General features: G+C 49.1%; 23 protein-coding genes. 6 read left to right on the forward strand and 17 right to left on the reverse strand.

The genetic code is table 11. From position 1 onward, the window contains the following. Positions 1-43: 43 nt before the first annotated feature. From BM202_RS16845 to BM202_RS16865, 5 genes are all read right to left on the reverse strand, one after another. A complete protein-coding gene (locus BM202_RS16845; protein ID WP_093828167.1) occupies positions 44-562 on the reverse strand; it encodes a GNAT family N-acetyltransferase in 519 nt (172 codons plus the stop codon). A gap of 6 nt (positions 563-568) precedes the next feature. Further along, a complete protein-coding gene (locus tag BM202_RS16850; protein ID WP_093828169.1) occupies positions 569-2,128 on the reverse strand; it encodes a serine hydrolase domain-containing protein in 1,560 nt (519 codons plus the stop codon). Positions 2,129-2,234: 106 nt separating this feature from the next. Beyond that, complete coding sequence (locus BM202_RS16855; protein WP_093828171.1) at positions 2,235-4,004, reverse strand: alpha-L-rhamnosidase-related protein; 1,770 nt, start codon at positions 4,002-4,004, stop codon at positions 2,235-2,237. Positions 4,005-4,087: 83 nt separating this feature from the next. Continuing rightward, positions 4,088-5,134, reverse strand: a complete 1,047-nt coding sequence (locus BM202_RS16860; protein ID WP_093828173.1) for an SO2930 family diheme c-type cytochrome — start codon at positions 5,132-5,134, stop codon at positions 4,088-4,090. Between the two features lie 4 nt (positions 5,135-5,138). Next, positions 5,139-6,347, reverse strand: a complete 1,209-nt coding sequence (locus BM202_RS16865; RefSeq protein ID WP_093828175.1) for a parallel beta-helix domain-containing protein — start codon at positions 6,345-6,347, stop codon at positions 5,139-5,141. A 270-nt stretch (positions 6,348-6,617) separates the two neighbouring features. On the opposite strand from BM202_RS16865, the gene BM202_RS16870 reads away from it, so the two are divergent. Further along, positions 6,618-8,537 (forward strand): M14 family metallopeptidase, encoded by a 1,920-nt coding sequence (locus BM202_RS16870; RefSeq protein ID WP_093828177.1) that lies wholly within the window; start codon positions 6,618-6,620, stop codon positions 8,535-8,537. 129 nt (positions 8,538-8,666) lie between these two features. Here the strand turns inward: BM202_RS16870 and BM202_RS16875 are convergent, their stop codons facing one another. Further along, the gene (locus BM202_RS16875; protein ID WP_093828179.1) at positions 8,667-9,077 is read right to left on the reverse strand and encodes a response regulator; all 411 of its coding nucleotides are present in this window, start codon (positions 9,075-9,077) and stop codon (positions 8,667-8,669) included. Between the two features lie 110 nt (positions 9,078-9,187). On the opposite strand from BM202_RS16875, the gene BM202_RS16880 reads away from it, so the two are divergent. Continuing rightward, on the forward strand, positions 9,188-9,652 hold the full coding sequence (locus BM202_RS16880; RefSeq protein ID WP_093828181.1) for a GNAT family N-acetyltransferase: 465 nt from the start codon (positions 9,188-9,190) through the stop codon (positions 9,650-9,652). Between the two features lie 21 nt (positions 9,653-9,673). Here the strand turns inward: BM202_RS16880 and BM202_RS16885 are convergent, their stop codons facing one another. Together BM202_RS16885 and BM202_RS16890 are read right to left on the reverse strand one after the other, a co-directional pair. Continuing rightward, complete coding sequence (locus tag BM202_RS16885; RefSeq protein ID WP_093828183.1) at positions 9,674-10,522, reverse strand: SDR family NAD(P)-dependent oxidoreductase; 849 nt, start codon at positions 10,520-10,522, stop codon at positions 9,674-9,676. 27 nt (positions 10,523-10,549) lie between these two features. Then, complete coding sequence (locus tag BM202_RS16890) at positions 10,550-11,410, reverse strand: hypothetical protein (RefSeq protein ID WP_177236610.1); 861 nt, start codon at positions 11,408-11,410, stop codon at positions 10,550-10,552. 147 nt (positions 11,411-11,557) lie between these two features. On the opposite strand from BM202_RS16890, the gene BM202_RS16895 reads away from it, so the two are divergent. Further along, positions 11,558-12,562: an NAD(P)/FAD-dependent oxidoreductase gene (locus BM202_RS16895; protein WP_093828187.1), complete on the forward strand. Its 1,005-nt coding sequence runs from the start codon at positions 11,558-11,560 to the stop codon at positions 12,560-12,562. 90 nt (positions 12,563-12,652) lie between these two features. After that, positions 12,653-12,979 (forward strand): 2Fe-2S iron-sulfur cluster-binding protein, encoded by a 327-nt coding sequence (locus BM202_RS16900; RefSeq protein ID WP_093828189.1) that lies wholly within the window; start codon positions 12,653-12,655, stop codon positions 12,977-12,979. Between the two features lie 103 nt (positions 12,980-13,082). On the opposite strand, the gene BM202_RS16905 is transcribed toward BM202_RS16900, so the two are convergent. Next, a complete protein-coding gene (locus BM202_RS16905) occupies positions 13,083-13,385 on the reverse strand; it encodes a DUF4286 family protein (RefSeq protein WP_093828191.1) in 303 nt (100 codons plus the stop codon). Between the two features lie 77 nt (positions 13,386-13,462). Between BM202_RS16905 and BM202_RS16910 the strand changes: the two genes are divergently transcribed. Together BM202_RS16910 and BM202_RS16915 are read left to right on the forward strand one after the other, a co-directional pair. Beyond that, complete coding sequence (locus BM202_RS16910; protein WP_093828193.1) at positions 13,463-13,897, forward strand: cytochrome B; 435 nt, start codon at positions 13,463-13,465, stop codon at positions 13,895-13,897. 299 nt (positions 13,898-14,196) lie between these two features. Next, on the forward strand, positions 14,197-14,727 hold the full coding sequence (locus BM202_RS16915; RefSeq protein ID WP_093828195.1) for a C40 family peptidase: 531 nt from the start codon (positions 14,197-14,199) through the stop codon (positions 14,725-14,727). 59 nt (positions 14,728-14,786) lie between these two features. On the opposite strand, the gene argB is transcribed toward BM202_RS16915, so the two are convergent. The 8 genes from argB to BM202_RS16955 form a co-directional block, all read right to left on the reverse strand. Further along, complete coding sequence (gene argB / locus BM202_RS16920) at positions 14,787-15,569, reverse strand: acetylglutamate kinase (protein WP_093828197.1); 783 nt, start codon at positions 15,567-15,569, stop codon at positions 14,787-14,789. Positions 15,570-15,609: 40 nt separating this feature from the next. Next, positions 15,610-16,590 carry an N-acetylornithine carbamoyltransferase gene (locus BM202_RS16925; RefSeq protein ID WP_093828199.1) on the reverse strand — a complete coding sequence of 327 codons (981 nt, stop codon included), beginning with the start codon at positions 16,588-16,590 and terminating at the stop codon, positions 15,610-15,612. Positions 16,591-16,642: 52 nt separating this feature from the next. Beyond that, positions 16,643-17,020, reverse strand: coding sequence for a GxxExxY protein (locus tag BM202_RS16930; protein ID WP_093828201.1), 378 nt, complete (start codon positions 17,018-17,020; stop codon positions 16,643-16,645). Continuing rightward, entirely contained in the window at positions 17,017-18,174 is a 1,158-nt protein-coding gene (locus BM202_RS16935; RefSeq protein ID WP_093828203.1) for an aspartate aminotransferase family protein, read from the reverse strand. Before BM202_RS16935 ends, BM202_RS16930 begins: the two co-directional genes overlap by 4 nt. Positions 18,175-18,325: 151 nt before the next feature. After that, positions 18,326-19,045 carry an alpha/beta fold hydrolase gene (locus BM202_RS16940; RefSeq protein ID WP_093828205.1) on the reverse strand — a complete coding sequence of 240 codons (720 nt, stop codon included), beginning with the start codon at positions 19,043-19,045 and terminating at the stop codon, positions 18,326-18,328. A gap of 23 nt (positions 19,046-19,068) precedes the next feature. Then, complete coding sequence (locus BM202_RS16945; RefSeq protein ID WP_093828207.1) at positions 19,069-19,677, reverse strand: hypothetical protein; 609 nt, start codon at positions 19,675-19,677, stop codon at positions 19,069-19,071. A 176-nt stretch (positions 19,678-19,853) separates the two neighbouring features. After that, complete coding sequence (locus tag BM202_RS16950) at positions 19,854-20,468, reverse strand: hypothetical protein (RefSeq protein WP_093828209.1); 615 nt, start codon at positions 20,466-20,468, stop codon at positions 19,854-19,856. A gap of 178 nt (positions 20,469-20,646) precedes the next feature. Beyond that, on the reverse strand, positions 20,647-21,261 hold the full coding sequence (locus BM202_RS16955; RefSeq protein ID WP_245776694.1) for a hypothetical protein: 615 nt from the start codon (positions 21,259-21,261) through the stop codon (positions 20,647-20,649). Between the last annotated feature and the right edge of the window lie 55 nt (positions 21,262-21,316).

Raw genomic sequence — 21,316 nt, forward strand, 5'->3', positions numbered from 1 at the left:
GTTTAATCCGCAAACTCAAAAATGGCGTCTCCCGATTATATACTTATAGTATAAGTTTTTCCATCACGATAAATTCCAGTGGCTGAGTTGGCAGGCCAAAACGAGGGTCATCCGGGAAGGGCTGGGTTTCGCCTGTGGACTGATAGCCGCGCCGATTATACCAGGCAATTAATTCATGACGTTGGCTGATAACCGTCATCGTTATGGTCCGACAACCTTGATTGATAGCCATTTGCTCGGCCATCGCTAGCAGTTGCTTCCCAATACCGTTGGCCTGCGCGTCAGGCGAAACCGTTAGCATACCCAGATAAAGGTTATTACCTTTTGTTTCCAGATAGACGCATCCCAGCAAATGATTCGATTCTTTATAGGTCAAAATCGTTACGTTCGGATTTTCCAGCATCGTTCGTAATGCATCTTCGTCGGTTCGAAGACCACCAAGCAAATCGGCTTCGGAAGTCCACCCTTTTTTAGAGCTTTCGCCCCGATACGCTCTGTTAACCAGCCGGTTTAGCTCAGGAATATCCTGATCGGTGGCCGGTGAAATACGAATTTGAGTCATTGCTACTTATTTGCTCGCTTCCCGAAAATCCAATTGTTGAATTAGGGCGGGATTCTCGGGAGTTAGTGTAAAAAATACGTCAATCGTCCCGGTTTCACCTTCTAGCAAAAAGTGCCCGCGTAGCTGGTTCTCGGGCATCAATTCGCCAACACGTTGAATTTTACCAACTTTGGCGTACAAGTCCTGCACAGCCTTCCGACGTAGCGCAACGGGTTTATCAGGAAAGAAATTCTCCGCAAAAATGCCGCTTTTCTCAGCGCCTGTCCAGTCGGGCAGAAGTTTTACAATTTCGGCTTTACGTTGTGCCAAGATGTTTGACACTGGTAGTTGGCGCGGCTGAAGTTTTCCGATGGCGACCAACGTATCGAGTACAGCCGCATTGATCGCTCCCATTCCTGCGTACGTCAGATTAGCATAGGCAATAACACCAACACCGTAATCGGTTAGAATGCGCCATTGACTCCCAAAACCGGGCAGTCCACCCGTATGCCCTATGCCGATTTGCCCCTTACAATTTTGCCCCCATCTTAATCCAAAGCCGTACCCACTTACCTCAGGGCAGAACTCCCCCGCCGAATTTTTCGCCTGTGCCGACAAACCCGACAGCGTCCAGGGTTTCTGCATCTCACGCAATGAACTTCGTTTTATGGGGCCACTGTCAGCATCCGAACGCGGTGGCCAGGCGGCCTGATGTAACGCTACGTACTTGCTAAAATCGTCAATAGACGTAATTAAACCACCCATTGCACCGTAGGAACCATCGTGAAGCAGCGGCTCCTCAAGCCACTTTTCTTCCTGCCAACGATAGCCAAGGGCAAGTTTGTCAGTTGGCACTTTTGTGTATTCCCATTGGGTATCGTTCATGCCCAGCGGTTTCAAAATGGTTTCGGTGATGTACTGCTGATACGGTTTGCCCGACACTACGTTTATAATGTGGCCCAACATGGCAAACCCAAGATTACTGTACTCATAACCAAAACCCGGCACATTGGAATCCGAAATACCATCTTTAATAAGTTTGAGTAAATCAGCATCCGTATCAGCCAGTTGGCGATCGCCCCAAGGATTGTCTTCGGGAAAACCGGCTGAGTGCGTCATCAGGTTGCGGACCGTAATGCGGGGGGCGTCGGCGGTGAGGTATTTGTGGCTTTTCAGTTCCGGGATGTAGTTTTCGGCAGGATCATCGAGCCGAAGTTTGCCTTCATCGCGGAGTTTCAGAATGGCCATCGCCGTCAGGCTCTTGGTCATCGATGCGATCCGAAACAGCGATTTGGCCGTTGCAGGTATCTTTTTCGCTACGTCGGTATAACCGACACCGCCCGAATAAACCAGTTTACCATCTAATACAATCCCGAACGCCACACCCGGATAATGAAATTTCTCGGCTCGTTCCCGGTAGAGTTTTTCAACAATTGGGAAGGCCGCTTCCAGCCGTTTCAGGCGGTCAGTATCGGTGAATGTAGGCGGCTGATACGTTGATATATGTGCGACACCACGACCTGGCGGTGCTGGTTGGGCAAGCGCAGCAGAAGCCATGAAAATAAGAGCCGGGAAGAACTGTTTCATAGTAACGGGTAAATTCAGGTTGGTTTTAATCCTGCTAACTTAACAAATAACCGCACACAGTCTCTGTAAACGTAGTTTTTACTTGTTCTTTCGCGACGTATCCTCGTTACCGAATAATGCGCACTTCCTTGGGACCACTTATATCTGACTGGATTTTGCCGTTCGCCAACTTCGTATGCTTCACTTTTACCAGACCGTAGGGCGTAGGAAAACTGCCCTCGGCAAAGGTCAGATCTTCCAGATGGGGGGTCACTTTAATGGCTTTACAACCCGGCTCAACCACGCTGATACCCAGTACGTGTTCTGTCAGCCAGGGTGTTGGACCCGATGCCCAACCGTGCGACAGACTATGCCGAAAACCAACGTAGCAATACGCCCCGCAATCACCGTGGATGTCTTTTTTACCCTCGGTCACCAGTTCGTCAATGCGCCCGGCATTCTTCACCCAATCCAGATTAAAATCCTCCCAGAACGTAGTAGCGCCTAAGTCGAGCATGCCGCCCCAGAACTCCCGAATATTAGCCAGGGCACCTTTATAATCGCCTGCTTTTGCTTTAGCCTGGAGCATATAATACCCATAAAATGTCGAGAAATTATGCGCCCCATCCACGGCCAGCACGTCCCTGTTAGCTTTTTGGGCCGGTACCAAACCCGATAAGGCCAGCAGAGCCGCTCCCTGTTTCGACTTATTAGGATCGGGCACATACTGTTTCAGGCGGGCTACGGCTTCATTACATCTCTTCGCCGTTTCCGGATCATTAAGCACACGGCACAGATCGGCACCAGCGCTTAACGACATCACCATCATCGACTGCAATCCGGCGTGAATGCCTTTGGTATTTTCACTCGAAGGCCAATCCAGAAAGCGCGTACCGTCCAATTTTTCGCTGTTTTTCTCATCAATCTTCTCGATAAGTAACTTCAGCAAACTGGCTAAATACGCTTTCTGTTGCTTCAGATACGCCAGATTGCCATTGTGCATATACCAGTCCCGCTGAATGAGAATCCACCACATCGAATACGTACTGATGCCGTTCATCCAGCCGGGCAGGGGAGTAATGTCGCGCGCCAGATCGAGACTTTTAGGCACTACGTCATTGTAGCCGAAGACAGCGTTGATGGTCGATACTTCGGGGTGCATATCGCCCACCCATACCAGCCGGTCGCGTTTGATGCCGTCCCAGAGGTAGTCCTGCATGTTGAGGTGAACGGTGTAGGCGCCGGTTGCCCAGATTTTATTCAACAACGTATCGCTGCTGTGAAAAGAACCGAGGTAAGGAATATCACGGAAGGTAAAAATGGCCCGTACTTCTTTGAGCAGCAGTTCGGTATCCGCATCGATCAGGTCAATACGTACAAACCGGAAGCCCGTATTCCCGATTTCCAGCTTTCCCAGCCACGGCACCTGCACGACCATATCCCGAATGGCGTGGTCGTTGGTGGCGTTTTGTTTGGGCTCGATATCCGCCATAGCCTCGCTGGCCGACTCCCCAAACCGAATTCGAACCGTGATGGGCTTGCTGACTTTCCACTGCCCCGTCACTACTTGCAGACCGCCGTGGAGTTCTTTGCCAAAATCCAGCAACAGACTGGGCTTGCCAGCCGCATCGCTTTTGAGTGAGCAAACACCCTGCCCCGACAGATCAGCCTGCCCATTACCGGGTTTTAGTAATTGCTCCGCATTTGTAATCGAACCCGTACGCCAAAGAATTTTTACGGGAGCCAGAAACCGCCGGACGGTGGCTTCCGTCTGGGCTGTCTGAGCGCGAGTCTGATCAAAAATGGGCGGCAGTTGGGCCCGAGTAGATTGGCTAAAAATTAAGAGCGTAAATATGACCCGGAAGGCCGGACCAAAGCGCAAAAATGAAGAGTTCATTGGAAAGAGTACGTGTAGAATCGTTTTGACCACAAAGACAAAACGAGTAGAGCAGTAAAAATTACTTGAAAGCTGTCGTGGTGCTACTTCATTTCTTTGATCCAGGCACGTAGCAGTTCCAGGCTTTCGGGCTGAATGGTTTTGCGGCCAAGTTCGGGCATCATCTCGCCGGGGTCCGTCGAATTCAGACGGTAAATCAGGATGGATTCATCGGGCTTGCCCGGTACAATATCGAACGGATGACCACCTGATCCGCGCCCGGCTGCAACAGGTGTTTTCAGGACTCCTAGGGCCGTTGGATCGGTCTCCGAAACGCTCAGATTTAAGCCTGACGTCATGGCTGGACCTTTGGGATTATGGCAATGCGCGCAGTTGATGTCGAGCCACGCCCGCGCCCGGTCGTTAATTGATCCCGTTTCGGGTTTGTTCCAGACGGGCGTTTTGGGGCAGTTTTCTAAAGCGGGTAAGCTCGTCAGCATATCACTACGTTGCCAGTGCGTCAGCTGGTTTTCCCTAGCGTTGACCCCACTCCCACCGTATACCAGTTCGCCGTTGAGTTGCCGCACCGACGGTCCAATGGGCGTCATGACCTCATTGCGATTATGACATCCTTTACACTGATTCAGGTTGGGAATGGAGTAGGCATGTTGGCGAGTTTGCCCCTGTCCATCCACGTAACGAACCGTTTTGGTATTGCCCGCAACCTCCAGCAAGGCGTCGGTTTGTTCGTCATTCCATACGTAATCGAACGCTTTCCAGCCTTCTGGCTGGTGAACCAGCAGCCGTGTTTCCATTAATCGGCGTCCTTTAGCGGGATCTCGAAAATCATTCGGGAAATAGAACGTTTTGATCAATGTCGTGCCAACCGGGAAGTTAAGCACTGCCGAGTCGTTGTACGCCACCGCCTGACCAGCGGGTAATTTTACAAAGCGCAGTTTCTCGGCATAATCCGAAAATAAGGGTGTGTTGAGCACGTAAGGAACGACCCCGGCCGCTGGTTGCTGATCAGCTAATTTGCCGCTAAAAAACCCATAATCCGATAGTTTTTCGGGAATAGCCGCCGTTCGCCAGCTAACCAACGTTAGCCACAATACGGGTAGTAGCAAGCTCCAAAGCAGGTAAGTACGCATTCTTTTAACGAGCGCTCGTGACGGTTTTCAGTGGCTCCAGTTGGCAATTAAAGGGAATCGCATCGAAAGAAACGTTTTTGAATTCACGACCGGCATCGAGGTTGACAATGCTCTGATTTTTATTGTTTCGGATGCAGATACGCTTGTCGGCCAGTGGTTTTCCGTCCTTATCGAACGTAGCAGGATCGGCAATGCCATCGTAGAGAATGTGCGGCACATCCTGACCCGTTTTCAGAATTGACTCAAAGATTTTGCCGTATCGACCGCGCGAACTAGCGGGGCCGGGTTTCCGCTCATACACGTTATCATGAATGGAAACCGCCGTCGAAAATGGGTAATACGCTTTGTCCTTAATGGGCAGCTCGGTAATCAGATAACTAATGATTCCCGTACTGACGCTTTGATTGCGAATAAACCGATTGTTGAACACCTCCACCCCATTTGCAGCCAGAATCAGTAAGCCAGTTCCATCTGATACGCTCGCAACAATATTACCAGCGGGTGCAAAGTTTGGCAGATTATTGTCGTGAACGTAGTTGTTGAATACCCGCACATTACCGCCCTGTTTCTGCACCAGATCAGGTAGATCGAAAACCAGAATACCGCCCGTATTGTCGTAGGCTTCGTTATCGAATACATCGGCATTGCGTGAATTTTCGATCTCGATGCCTGCTACGTTGTGATAGGCTTTACTCTTTTTCACAACGATTCCGCGCGACTGTCCAACGTAAATACCCGCGTCGGAGGCCCCAATGGCCGTGCATCCGTCAATCACTACGTTGTCGCACTGCACGGGATAGAGACCATAGCCGCCGTTCTCGGCTTTGGGTGGCCCCGTCCATTCAACCTTCACGTTTCGGAACGTAATGCCTTTCACGTTCATGGTTTTAATCCCATCTCCTTTTGTGTCCTGAACGGTCAGGTTTTCGATGACAATCTCTTCGGCATTAGACACACGTAAACCTTCAGCACCGTCGGTCTGGCCTTTGAAACTCAAGATGGTTTTGTCGATACCCTTCCCCCGGATGACAATGCGCTTTTTATCCTCCAGCGATAGACTCCCCGTGAACGTAAACGTCCCCTGATCGAGGTCAACGGTCCCGCCATTCTCGACCATGATCAACCGGGTTTGGTAGCGTTTCTGGACGTCGGCCTGCGCCCAGCTTTTTGTGCAGAACAGGCAGGCGATCAGGAGTAAAAGGTACAGTTTCATGGATGTCTGGATTTAGGAATAATAGCAGAGTAAATATAAATCATGTTACGAGACTTTGTGGCTATTGTTAATAGTTCTGCTAGATTGAACCGTAAAGAAAGAAAGTCTCATACCTCACAAAACATTTATTTTAGTTGGAAAACAAGCACTTTTCAAATAGATTCTTCGCTCCTATTCGGGGTCTGCAAAATCATCAATAAATTGCCAGTGTAAAAATCATCTTTTACATAGTGTAAGCCCATCTCTATTCTCTTAAGAAACCAATCGTTTATGAGACAAATCAGTACGTTATTATTCTGTCTTCTCTGTTCATCAACAATCTACGCCCAGAAATCCTATTACGGCACCGAAGAGAAGTGGCCAGAACAGGATACAGCCCGCAAATTTTACACCGTGAAAGGTGAGCGGCATGGCATCAGTTATTTCAAAAAACACCAGTTCAAAGACGTTCAGTATCAACCAGGCACAACGCTCACCTTCGATACGTATCATACACCCGATGTGATCTATAGCTGGTACCGAAAATGGGCCGAGCAGTATCCAAATCTGATTGATTTATACGAAGTTGAGAAGAGTTACGAAGGCCGCCCGATTCTGCAAATGACGCTGACGAACAAGAAAACGGGCAAACACACCGATAAGCCCGCTGCGTACTTTGAAGGAGGCCGCCACAGTGGCGAAGTGACCAGCAGCGAAGCGGTTTTCTGGCTAACGAAACATCTGCTGGACAATTACGGCAAAGACCCCGCCATCACAAAACTGCTGGACACCAAGTCGATTTATCTACGGCCGGAAAACAACCCGGATGGGGCCAATATGTATTTGTATACGGCGCAACGCAACCGCAGTTCGCTACGTCCCCACGACGACGATCGAGACGGACTTTTTGACGAAGATTCGGAAGATGACTTCGATGGCGATGGCATCATTTACCAGATTCGCAAAAAGGCGACGACGAAAGAAGAGCTGGAGAAAGCCGACTACGTATTGAACCCTAAAGACAAATCGGGTCGGTTGATGAAACGCGTTCAGCCGGGGCAGGGCGATTATTTTGTGTATACTGAAGGCATTGATAATGACGGTGATGGCAAATACAATGAAGATGGCATCGGCGGTTTAGATAACCACCGCAATTACCCGGAAAACTGGCGACCCGATCAGGGGGGCGACTTCACCGGCCGGGGGTATACGCAAGGGGGTGCCAGCGAGTATCCGCTCAGCGAAACCGAAACCCGCGCAACCTACGTCTGGCTGATGGGGCACCCGAATATTACGGTGGTAAACTCGATGGATACGAGCGTACCGATGCACCTGCGGCCACCGTCCACGTCGTCGAGCGCCGAGAGCATGTTCCCGCCCGATCTGGCGATCTACAAGCACATGGACAGTCTGGGGCTATCGTTTACGGGCTATCCGTGGGCGGGCGATGTGTATGAAACCTACAATACCCGTAACAAGATCAACCGTTTCACGGGCGAACCATCCAAACCAACGCCTTTATTCGGACATGGTCCCGATTTCGGTTATTTTCAGTACGGTGCGGTCTGGTACGGCGATGAACTCTGGAACAACGGCGCCATGAAAGATTACGACGGCGACGGCGACCGTGACGATTACGATGGCCTGATGTGGGACGATGAAGCGAACGGCAAACGGGGATTCAAGCCCTGGACAAAAATGACGCATCCACAGTTAGGGGCCGTAGAGATCGGTGGATTTAACCCCAAATTTTTCTCGCAGAATGGACCGGCCTGGCAATTGGAAACCTGGATCTCGAAGGAGTCCATGTTCAACCTGGCGATGGCCAAAGAACTGCCTCAAATTGACCTGACCGACGTAACGGTGAAGGCGCTGGCGAATAACGAATATGAAGTGAAAGCCACCTGGACCAACTCGGGCAAACTGCCGGTGGCCCTGGAACAGGCAAAGCGGGTTAAGATGGTTCAGGAAGATCGCGTTACGTTAGACATCGATAAAGCCTTGCTGAAAGGGTTCAAAGAGGCCAAAGTGATGATCACGCAGCCGGAGCTGGTTGACAAAACCATTTATGCGGGCTATACGAAAGTTGGCGAGAAAAAGGAAGCTGTCTTCCACGTCAAACTTAACCAGCCGGGGCCAATCAAAGCGAAAGTCAAACTGCTCTCAACGCGCGGTGGTTATAAAGAAAAGGAAATCACGATTGGAAAATGATCGAAGTCGTCTGATTACGAAGCTGTAGACAGACATTTTCCTCTATTGCTGTTAATAATAAAGCCAACCAGGGATCGAGCGATCCCTGGTTGGCTTTATTATTTTATGATGGTACACCACACGTCGAGGTTAAGCCGTAGCGGTTAACACCCATTGCTGGCTTAGGGATTGGGCCATGCGGGATAAGTCATCATACGTAGTGGGCTTAGTTAAAAAGCCATTCGCTCCCGCGGTCAGGCTTTTTTGGCGGTCCAGTTCATTGGATGACGTAGTGAAAATCACCACCGGGATTTGCGTAAAAGAGGGTGTACTACGTAGTTGCCGGAGTAGCTCGAAGCCATTCAACCCTGGCATATTAAGATCCAGTAAAATCAGCTTGGGTAACCCACCACTATCCTTTAGTTCGGCTAAAAGCTGCTCACCATTATTAAGCGTCAACACCGTTACTGCGGGACCGATATCCTCAAATGCCGACCGAACAAAAAGACGATCATCTTCGTCGTCATCAACAAACCAAACTGCGGGTACCCTGGCTGGCATGGAAGAAAAATAAACTGGCTAAACGGCCTGAATGAGTAACAACCCAAAGCGAGTGGGTGTTTAGAAAAGAATTGACTATAAATTGGCAGGGCAGATAAGATAACAAAACTATGCTCCAGAGCCTTACTTTCCGGCTTGCCACAAAAGACGACCTCGTTGCCATTGTCCGAATGCTGTCAGATGATACGCTTGGCTCATCACGGGAAAAGTCTGACGAAGTTATTTCCGACAACTACGTAGCGGCCTTTGCGCGAATCGAGCAAGATCCGAATCAGGAATTGACCGTTGCCGAAATGAATGGCGACATGGTGGCGACATTTCAGCTAACCTTTATTCAATACCTAACGTATCAGGGAGGAATGCGGGCGCAAATGGAGGCCGTACGCACAAATTCAGCGTATCGTGGGCAAGGCATTGGCACCAAAGTATTTGCCTATGCTGTTAACCGGGCCCGAGAAAAAGGATGTCATTTACTGCAACTCACGTCGGACAAACGACGACCAGACGCCATTCGGTTTTATGAATCACTGGGGTTTACGGCGACTCACGAAGGTATGAAGCTCAAACTGGATTGAAAGCCAGTACAGCTAATTCACTTACACGTAGGCTAAACTCTTCTGCCAGAGCCAGTCAGCATTAGCCTCGGTAACGTCCCGGTTAGTGGTTGCTTTAGGACGACTGTCGGCAAAATAACCACCGTCATTCTGTTCTCCAATGGCTTTGAGGGGAGCCGAGGCCAGAAAAACCGTGGTTTTAGCGCCTGCTTCCGGCGTGCGCATAAACGGAGTTGCCAGCCACAGCATCTTGCCAAAAAAACCCGGTGCATCACCGCCAAAATTAGTCTTAACTACTCCAGGATGAACAGCATACGCCCGAATGCCCGTACCGGCAAATTGTCGGGCGGCTCCTTTGGCGAATAACAGATTGGCCAGTTTATCATCTCCGTACGCCGAAAGCAAGGATAAATCGGTAATTCGCCGAAAAAAGCGGGCTTTACTACCCAAGGCATGCGCGGCCGATGACAGACTGATGATACGCACGTCGCCGGTTTTGGCAGCTGTCTTTTTCAATAAATCCGTCAGATGGTACGTCAGTCGAAAATGGCCGATGTGGCTGGCATAGAACGATTTTTCGATCCCGTCTTCTGTAAAGTCAAGCGTAGACGGCGTGTAACCAGCATTATTGATGAGCACATCTACCGCTGAATAATGGGCAGTAATATAATCGGCTGCCTGACGTATCGACCCAGCATCACCAAGATCAGCGGTTACCAGATCAACCCGCACGTCGGGATTTTCCTGTTGCACCTCAGCCTGAGCAGCCTGTCCTTTCTGCTGGTTGCGGCACAGTAATATCAGGTCAAACGAGCGGTTGGCAAGCGCCCTGGCCGTGGCCAGTCCCAACCCTGAATTGGCCCCTGTAATCAAGGCGACTTTATTGTTCATCTGGTAAATTGAGTGTAATCACCCCGATCACTTATCCGTAATCGCGATCGTAATGTCATGGGGCGCAACTTCATCGCCACCAAAATATGGGTAGAGCAAATAGCGCTGTGTGCTTTCGACAAGCGTACAACCGCGGGCAATAACGGTTTGTTGCCCCTGAAAGGTGAAAACGTAATTTCCGCCCACAATACTGAGCTGATAGTCGTAGGCCGTGTTTAGAAGCGCCACGCCCAACTCCTGCGAGACCCGTTCGCCGTTGCGGTAGCAGTAGGCATATATCCGCAAGGCGTTGTCACGCCAGTTCCAGCCGAACCGGGCGCTGGCGATACTGTGGTGCGTATTACAATCAGAAAAACCATAAAGCTTGTTGATGTCGTTTTGATTTTCAGGCGATTGACTGGTATAGATAGCTGAATTATCGAACGTAGCGCTAAAGGAAAGCGTCGTTTTAGGCGTAAAAACCAACGCACTTTGATCGCAGTATTGCTGACCAGCCCTGATTCGATAAATAATGGGAGCCACTACGTAAGATGAGCCATTTTTTACAAACACGTTTGCGCCCGTTCCAGAAAATTGGATAATGCCGCCCCTGTAGATAATCTGTTTAGCCTGGGCTGTATGGGTCGAAACGGTAATAATATGGCCAGCATTGATCGTGACCAGATAGTCAATCGTTGGCAGGCGATTGCACGACCAGGTAGCCGGATTAGTCCAATCACCCGACTGAACAGATTCGCAGTTGCCATCACTCGACTTAACGTAGTGGCTATTCGCTACAGAACTGCGTGTAGCAGTCTGCGTAAGCAGTAAAACAAGCAGGATGTAGAGAAACGGGTGCATCATGCGGGCATTTATCGGTGAAGATAGATAGGTTCGTCCGATGCTCAACAGGACGTGACATAGGATGCTCGAATTTGAATGCTTCCTATTCCATTTGCTTATCCCTCATTCCGATTTATGATGAGTGTGGCCGCAACCAGGTCCCTACATTTGTGACGTACTGTGATGCGCTAGTTGTGTCACGGCTACCACCACATGATAACAACAGATATTTGCATAATTGGCGCAGGTCCGGTGGGTCTATTTGCCGTTTTTGAAGCCGGTTTATTGAAAATGCGGTGTCATCTGATCGATGCCCTGCCACAGGTGGGTGGACAGCTTTCGGAGATTTATCCACAGAAGCCGATTTATGACATTCCCGGTTATCCAGCCATCAACGCACAGACGCTGGTGGACAACCTGATGGAGCAGATTGCGACCTTCAATCCGGGATTCACACTAGGCGAGCGCGTGGAAGGTCTGGATCGGCAAATCGATGGTTCTTATATTGTTACAACGAACGATGGAACAACCGTTCACTGTCAGGTAGTGGTCATTGCCGGAGGATTAGGCTGTTTTGAACCCAGAAAGCCAGAAATTGTCAACCTGGAGTTATTCGAAGGAAAAGGTGTTGCCTACATGGTGAAGAATCCCGAACAGTTACGCAACCGTCGGGTGGTATTGGCCGGTGGTGGCGATTCAGCCCTCGACTGGACGATTTTTCTAGCGGATATTGCCAGTGAAGTAACGCTCGTCCATCGGAGTGATACGTTCCGGGGAGCGCCCGATTCGGCCGAGAAAGTAGTCAACCTCGCGAATCAGGGTCGCGTCAATCTGGTGCTGCAATCGACGATTACCAGTATCAACGGGAATGGCCATCTGAATGAGGTTGTCATTACAGCGAAAGACAAAACCGTAACCACACTACCCGCCGATCACCTGATCCCGCTCTTTGGCCTGACGCCGAAACTCGGTCCCATCGCCGATTGGGGCCTGAGTATCGACAAATCGGCCATCAGCGTCAACACGACGGATTACTCGACCAACGTCGAACGGATTTACGCCATTGGCGACATCAATACGTATCCCGGCAAGCTGAAACTGATTCTGTGCGGCTTCCACGAAGCGGCTTTAATGTGCCAAAGTGCATTTCACTACGTTCATCCCGACCAGAAACTGAGTTTCAAGTACACAACCGTAAACGGGGTGCCAACTTTTTAATATAAGTCGATAGTCATTAGTCAACAGTCGTCAGTGCTGATGCGAAAGCACGAAAGACTATCGCCTGACGACGACTGACTGAATTTCCCTATGATCACATTCACTGTAGAAGACCGAAACGGCGAGCAACAGCCGATAGAAATACCGGAAGGCATTAACCTGAACCTGATGGAAGTACTGAAAGCGTCGGACTATGACATCCTGGCGACCTGTGGGGGCATGGCCCTCTGTGCGACCTGCCACGTACAGGTTCTCGACGGACTTGATGCGCTACCATCCGCGCAGGATGCCGAACTGGATATGCTGGACACCTTACCCGACGCCGACTCAGACAGTCGATTAGCCTGCCAGATTCGGGTCAATGAATCGCTGGAAGGCGCTGTTTTCAGAATCAAAGGGGAACCGGGATTTATTTGATTTTATTGATTACTATGACTTTACTTTCGCTTGTATAACCCGGATAATCAAAATCATGTCAATCAATTTAATCAGATAAATCCCGCCGGGCTGCCGTTGCAGTTTAAACCTCTTCAAGTAACGTATCGAAGGAGATAAACTGGTTCCCGAACCGATGCTCGATCCGTTTACGCAACCCATCGGCGTGAATTTCCAGATAGGTGTTGTAGTCTTCCATTGTGTTGAAATCGAGCTGAAAGGAATACGTTACGCCACCATTGTCAAGCTCGGTTAGTAGTCGAAGAATTCGATAGCTAACGGGCAATCCCGTAGCCACAGCGGCTGGTACAAAAAAACGCTTCATCCACCGAAGCCAGTCGTCAGCGATCTCGCTGGCAACGCTGTAGGTTGTATTGTAAAGAATCATAAGGGCTCAACAAGCGATTGGCAATGTAAGTTGGCTATTTGGTTGTTTCTTTGCCAATCAAACAACTAACTTGACTCATGTATTCCGGATTAGTACACGCCCACTCGGGGCTTCGCTGGATAGCCCTTATTTTATTACTAGCGGCCGTTGTCACTGCCATCAGCAAATGGCAGGGACGTAGTGGTTATACAGACGGTAACCGTAAACTGTACCTGTTCACCCTGATTTCAGTGCATACACAATTGATTCTGGGGCTGATTCTGTTGTTTATAAGCCCGAAAGTTAATTTTAGCCTGATGAGCGACAAGCTGTACCGCTTCTACAGTGTTGAACACACAACCGGCATGCTGATCGCTATTGTGCTCATCACCATTGGCTATTCTCGCTCCAAACGCGCTTCCGATGCCATCACTAAGCAGCGGTTAGTCGGAATTTTCTACGGTTTAGGCTTATTGCTCATTCTGGCTTCCATTCCCTGGCCTTTCCGGATTGTCGGCGCAAACTGGTTTTAATTAATACGTATCACTCGCGGTTTCGACCTACGAATCAGCGGCCTCTCAATGCTTACGCAAAAGCATTGAGAGGCCGCTGATTTATTTAAATAAGCGGCTAACCCGTCCGAACGTAGTACATTAAATTCCAAAAAATAAACGCAAATTTTCAGTTTTCAGGACACTTAGCCTCAGCAACTTAGGGGTTTTGGCACGTAAAATTGACATTAAAAGTGTAGAAACTTTTCCTCATTTAATAGGTAGTTCGGTTCATATTCGATACTTTTAAGCATGTAACTTGGATTTGACCCACTTCTATTATGAGAAAAATGCTCCTGGCAGTAGTTTGTACTGTCTCGTTTGGCATCGTTCAAGCACAAACCGTACCCACCGTAACGGAAGCTTCTAAAGCCTCATTAACAGAAGCAAATTTTTACGAAAAAATCCCCGTCGTCAAAGAGATTATCAGCTTCGCCAAGGAGCACCTTTCGATTCGATATCGCTCCGGCGGCACCACAACACGGGGCTTCGATTGCTCCGGTTTTACCCGCTTCTGCTTTAAACATTTTGGTGTCTCTCTACCTCATTCCAGCGCTGCCCAGGGAAACGTTGGTGAAGCGGTAGCCAAAGACGAAGCGCAACCCGGCGACCTGATCCTCTTCAAAGGTCACGGGTCGGGCGGCAACCGGATTGGCCACGTTGGTTTGATTACAGAAGTTATTGGTGATAAAGTCAAATTCATTCATTCAGCCTGGAACGGGGGCGTTCGATACGATTACCTCCACGCTTCTTATTATCAGCAACGGTTTATGGGCATTCGGCGTGTTGCTCACCTGCTGGCTGAAAAGTAAAGCGGCCGGAGAGCCGCTTAAATTTCACGATATTACATAAGAGCGGCTTTCCGGCCGCTTTACTTTTTTAAGGTCGTTCCAGCACCCTGCTTAACAGCCTCGGCTACTTCATCGGCGTGGCAGATGATAACCTTCGCTACGCCATTACCCAAAGCCTTAAACGCATTGTCTAATTTAGGAATCATGCCTTTATTGATGGTTCCGGCGGCTTTGTGGTCAGCATAGAGGGACGGGTAGAGTTCATTGATGACGCTATTGTCGTCGGCTGGGTCTTTCAGAACACCCTTTTTTTCAAAGCAATAGACCAGCGTTACGTTGTTGTGCCGAACCATATCTACCGCAATCGCCGAGGCCATTGTGTCGGCATTTGTATTGAGCAAATCACCGCCACGGGTATACGTAATGGGCGCAAAAACGGGCGTCAAGCTCTGCCGCAAAAAGAATTGAATCTGGCCCGAATCGACTTCCTCAATATCGCCGACCATCCCATAATCAATGTCCTTAACAGGACGTTTTCTGGCCAGAACAGTACCCCCATCGGCACCCGTCAGCCCAATGGCATCAACGTCCAGCGCCTGAAGTTTAGCGACAATTTGCTTGTTGACTAAGCCACCGTACACCATCGTCACCACGTCGAGCATGGGTTGATCCGTGATCCGTCGACCGTCAACCATTTTGGTCTCAATACCCAGTTTCTCCGCCACCTGCGTCGCTATTTTTCCGCCACCATGCACCAGCAGTTTAGGACCGACCAAACTGGCGAAGGCTTTTAAAAAACGGTTCAATGCCTCCGGATTATCGATGACATTGCCGCCAATTTTTATAACAGTTAGGTTATCCATTATCTTTTTTAAACCCGGAGAGACGGAGGCTTTCTATGGTTTACATTGTTTTTAAGATTTCTTTCAATACCGCCTGAGCCGACCACTCCCGGTTGGCAGCCTGTTCAATTACGAGCGACTGCGGGCTATCCAGTACCTCATCAGCCACTTTTAAATTACGACGAACGGGCAGACAGTGCATGAACTTTCCGTTGTTGGTCAGGCGTAAATCGGCCATGGTGACGGCCCACGACGGGTCTTGCGTCAGTACCTGACCGTAGTGCGTATAGGACGACCAGTTTTTACCGTAAATAAAATCGGCACCGGCAAACGCTTCATCCTGATTATAGATCACACGGGCATTGCCAACAAATTCGGGGGCGAGTTCGTAACCTTCCGGATGGGTCACCACAAACTCAACATGGCCTGCATTCGCGCGAACGTTCATCCATTCACAGAACGAATTGGCAACGGCCTGAGGTAGTGGTTTAAAATGCGGCAACCAGGTTAATACCACCTTCGGACGAGCTGGAATCAACGATGATTTCAATTGAGCTTCCTGAATTGTAATGCAGTCAGCGAGTGATTGCAACGGGTGGCGCGTCGCCGATTCCAGATTAACGATGGGTACACCTGCATACTTCGCGAACTGATGCATGACCTGCTCCCGGTAATCTTTATCCCGATCCTTAAGTTCGGCAAACGCCCGAATCGCGATTACATCACAATACCGGCCAATAACGGCAGCGGCCTCCCGAATGTGCTCCGCTTTGTCGCCATTCATGATGACGCCTTCTTCCATTTCCAGCCCCCAGCTATCCTGCCCAGCACCCACATTCAGCGTTATTACGTTCATGCCAAGGTTCTGAGCGGCTTTCTGGGTACTCAGGCGCGTCCGTAGACTGGAATTAAAAAAAATCAGGCCAATGGTTTTGTTTTTACCAAGGTGCTGATCGGCAAAGGGATTGGCTTTGGCATCGAGGCCGGATTGAATTAACGCATCGAGATTCGTGACGTCGGCAAGAGAAAGAAAATTGGTCATTATGGTTTAAACGCAAAGGCGCTAAGATAAGCGCAAGGAACGCAAAGATTTTTTACAAGTTGTTAACTACACGACGCATGCCGTTTTTCAATAAAGTCACATTGAAATTTATCAGCAATCCCAATCGGCATTCGGACAATCGCAAATAGGTTAATACTTGTGCCATATGCACATCCGTCAATACCTCAACTGCCTTTGATTCAATTATGACTTTTCCTTCAATCATTAAATCGATCCGATAACCTGCATCTAATTTAATTGACTCATAAACAATCGGCAGTATTTTCTGTCTCTCAACAAGAAGTTCTGCATTTAGAAGTTCATATGACAAACATTCTTCATACGCAGACTCAAGCAATCCAGAACCAAGCGTTCTATGAACTTTTAGGGCACAATCGAAAACAACACGAGATAACTCATTTTCCGTCATTGCGCTCCTTGCGTAACCGTTGCGCCCTTTGCGTTTAAACAATGTTGCAGCGCTTCCAGGAATTGATCGGCTTCGTCAATACCGATTGCCAGCGAGGGCAACAGTCGAATTGTGTTTTTTCCCGCTACACCCGTAAACTGCTTATGCTCGAACAGGAGCGTTTTACGGAGCGAATCGACAGGGAAATCATATTCAATACCAATCATCAGGCCCCGGCCACGCAGCTCTTTGTAGCCTCCAATCTGCCCGATGCCGTCCATTAAGTAGTTGCCTATGTTCGTAGCATTTTCCATCAATCCTTCGTCACGCATGATGTCCAGCACCGCAATAGCCGCCGTGCAGGCCAAATGATTGCCACCGAACGTAGTGCCGAGCAATCCGTAGCTGGCTTTGAACTTGGGGGAAATCAGAATGCCGCCAATAGGAAACCCGTTGCCCATGCCCTTTGCCATCGAAATAATATCGGCTTCGATACCGCTAAACTGATGCGAGAAAAACTTTCCCGACCGACCGTATCCACACTGAACGCCATCCAGAATCAGGACTGTGCCGGTTTCGTCGCAACGTTTACGAAGCGTTTGTAAAAACTCATCCGTAGCCACCTGGATGCCACCAACGCCCTGAATACCTTCGATGATTACGGCACAGGTTTCTGAAGTGATGCCGGTTCGGGCCGCTTCCGAATCGTTGTAAGGAAGGAACGTAACGTGCTGATTATAATTAATTGGAGCTACGATAGATGGATTATCGGTAGCAGCAACGGCTCCGGCCGTACGCCCGTGAAAGCTCTTTTTGAATGCGACTACCTTCGTACGACCGTTATGGAACGACGCCAGTTTGAGCGCATTTTCATTGGCTTCGGCCCCCGAATTGCACAGAAACAAGGCGTAATCAGGGTGGTCGGAAAGAGCACCCAATTTATCCGCCAGCTCCTGTTGCAATGGAATCTTGACCGAATTAGAGTAGAACGAAATCTTGTGCAACTGGTCCGTAAGCGCCTGTACGTATCGCGGATGCGTGTGCCCAACTGAAATCACGGCATGACCACCGTAGAGATCGAGATAGCGGGTGCCATTGACGTCCCACAGGTAGCTTCCCTGCGCACGAACGGGTTCAATGTCGTATAGCGGATAAACGTTAAAAAGCTCGGCCATTGTCGTAACAGGATAATTCGGCCGGATAATTTCGGCTCATCCGGCCTATTTTTAAAACAAGATGCAAGTTTACGGATAATCAGTTGGAAATGGGCTTAAAACACAAAAAGGAAGCTCGTTCAGCCTCCTTCTTTAGTAATTGGCAACATGATTATAACTGGGCTATAAAAGACCGAATGGCCTGAATGGCGGCTTCGGGTTGTTCAACCATACTCAAGTGCCCTGCGTTCTCAATGGGTGTTACCGTAATTTTGTCGGACAATTCAGCCTGCTGCGCCGTCTTTTCGAATGGCATCAGTTGATCTTCACGGCCCAGCACCAGCAAGATTGGAAACTGAGCGGTACGCAGCACATTTGTTCTGTCCGGACGACCGGCAATGGCTTCTACCCCCGCAATAAGAGCATCGACAGGCAAGTCCAGAAAACGATCGATCAATACCTGCGTTTTTTCGGAAGGATACGTAGTGGCCACCATTTTCGGCAATTGCTTTTGAATAAAGGGCACCGTTCCCTGGGCTTTCAGCTCATCAATGGTTTGCCGACGTATCTCTTTACGTTTTTCATCATCAGCGGTAGCTGTGGAATGGTACAGAATTAATCCCTGTACCATCTCAGGATGTTGCTCAGCGAATGCCAGCGCCATATAACCACCCATCGAATGACCAACCAACACGACGCTCGAAACTTGTGCGCTCTGCAATCGAGCATACAGATCTTCGGCATAGGCCTCAATTGTCTTATGATTCGTCAGGCGGGCAAAATCAGGTTTTAGTACCTGAGCATCCGAAACCAAATCGGCGTAGATGCCATCCCAAATGGAAGCATCTACGCCGTGGCCATGGATGAGACAAAGAACTGGTAAGTGACTCATTCCAAAAAAGTATGTGTGACTGTTTATGCGTTAATAACGCCCAGCAAAATCAGCACCAAGCCTACAATAAGGCCAATAGCACCAATTACGGCCAGAACGCCACCATTAGCTAGCAATAACAAGAGCAAACCGATAATTCCGATGATAATCCCCAAACGAATATTGCTATCCATCACTTTCGTCTGGTCGGGTGCTACGTGGTTTTTTATTTTCTTGTCAATCTTCTTGAGCATCATGCGCTCCATCAGCGTCGATTTTTTTGCGGAAGAAAGATTCGTCGTTACTGCCGCTTTGTTGCTGGTGTTCGTCAATAGGTCATTCAGGCGCGCCATGCGTTTGGTCAGCTTTTTGTTCGATGACAACTTGCTATCATTCCGAACATACGCTTCTACCTGGCTTATGGCCTGCTTTGTCTGCGCGAGCTGCTCGGCTGGTGCAGCCACGGGTGCAGGCGTTTCTACTGTTGCTGGTTGACTGGTCTCAATTGGTGTGGTGGTGGCAACGGCTTCGGGCTGCGCTGTTTTAAACTGTTCACGAGCAGTTGGCTGGAAGTAAGCTACCGGACGGCTGCACGACGAAATAAGAGCTGTGCCCAAAAGAGCGACAAAAAGGTGCTTGGAAAGCGTTCTCATAGTATACGATATAATTAAAATTGAACAATTGAGACTCATCCACAACAACTACAACTTGATAGGTTTGTTGTGATAAAAATGAAAAATAGATCAAAAGAGCCGAAATTTATACTAAATCCCGCTCAGCCGAATAAGCAGTTCGTCAGACAAGGATTTGATCAGGTAGTAAGCTTCGTCTATAGCAGGCCGAGCAAGAGGAGAACCGCACCACCCAAAAGACCGATAAGACCAATGGTTGTCGCCGTGCCGCTGCCAAAAATAAGCAGTAACAAACCGACAATAACCAATATGGCACCCAGTACCAGAAGCGGCTGGATTGCCATTGCTCTCTCAGGATTAGCCGGGGCGAGTTGCTTATTGATTTTCTTGTTCATCTTCTTGAGCATCATCCGCTCCAGCAGATTCATTTTCTTCGGTCCACTCACCTCTGTGGGCGTCAGGCTCGCCTTAGCAGAAGCGCTTGCCAGTAAAGTCCGCACCCGACTCAGTCGTTTCTGAACCGATTTATCAGCCGACAATTTGCTGTCGTTACGTACCAGCGCATCCATTTGATCCAGTGCCACATTCGCCTTGGCAACCTGTTCAGTTGGATCAGCTATTGCAACGGGAGTTGTGGTTTCAACAAGTGCAGGTGAAGGCGTTTCGGCAATCTTAGCGGGTGCATTTTTTGTTTGTGCAGTGGCGAAGTGTTCACGGGCGCTGGGCTGGAAGTAAGCCACTGGACGGCTGCATGAAGAAAGGATAGTAGCACCTAAAATGGTGGCAAAAAAATACCGGGAAAATGTGTTCATAAGGAGAGAGGTTTTAATGTAAACGTTTGAGACTCATCACAACAACCACAACCTTGTCGGTTTGTTGAGATAAAAGCTAAAAAAATAGATCAAACGAATTGGATAATACGGGAAATCCCTGTTTAACAGAAGAATTCTTCTGTTAAACAGGGATTTTATTTGGTATTGATTTAGTATGTTATAGCAACCCGACCAGGAGGATAACCGCACCCACCAGAACCGCGACAAGGCCAACCGTTGCCGCCGTGCCACTTGTCAGGATCAGCAGGAGCAACCCAATAATTACCAACACGGCACCAGCAGCCAGCGTACCAGAATTAGCCATTGCTTTCTCAGGATTGGCAGGAGCAAGTTGCTTGTTGATTTTCTTATTCATCTTTTTAAGCATCATGCGCTCCACCAGATTCATTTTCTTCGGCGCAGCCACCTCCGTAGGCGTCAGACTCGCTTTGGCAGAAGCCGATGCCAGCAACGTCCGCACCCGATTCAGGCGTTTCTGAACCGTTTTGTTCTCGGCCAACTTGCTATCGTTACGTACCAGGGCATCCATTTGATCCAGAGCGGTACTTGCTTTGGCAACTGGTTCGGCTGGAATAACTGTTGCAACGGGAGTGGTTGTTTCAGCAACGACAGAGGCTGGTGTTTCAACAGAGGCTACGGGTGCAGTTTTTGTTTGTGTAGTGGCGAAATGTTCACGAGCACTGGGCTGAAAATAAGCTACCGGACGGCTGCAGGCAGCAAACAGCGTAATCATCAACGCACTTCCCAGTAGTTTGTGGGTAATGTTCCTCATAACAAGAATGGTTATTTAATTGAGTGTAATAAATGAACTATCAGTTAGGTAACTA

Source organism: Spirosoma endophyticum (assembly GCF_900112365.1).
GTDB lineage: Bacteria > Bacteroidota > Bacteroidia > Cytophagales > Spirosomataceae > Spirosoma > Spirosoma endophyticum.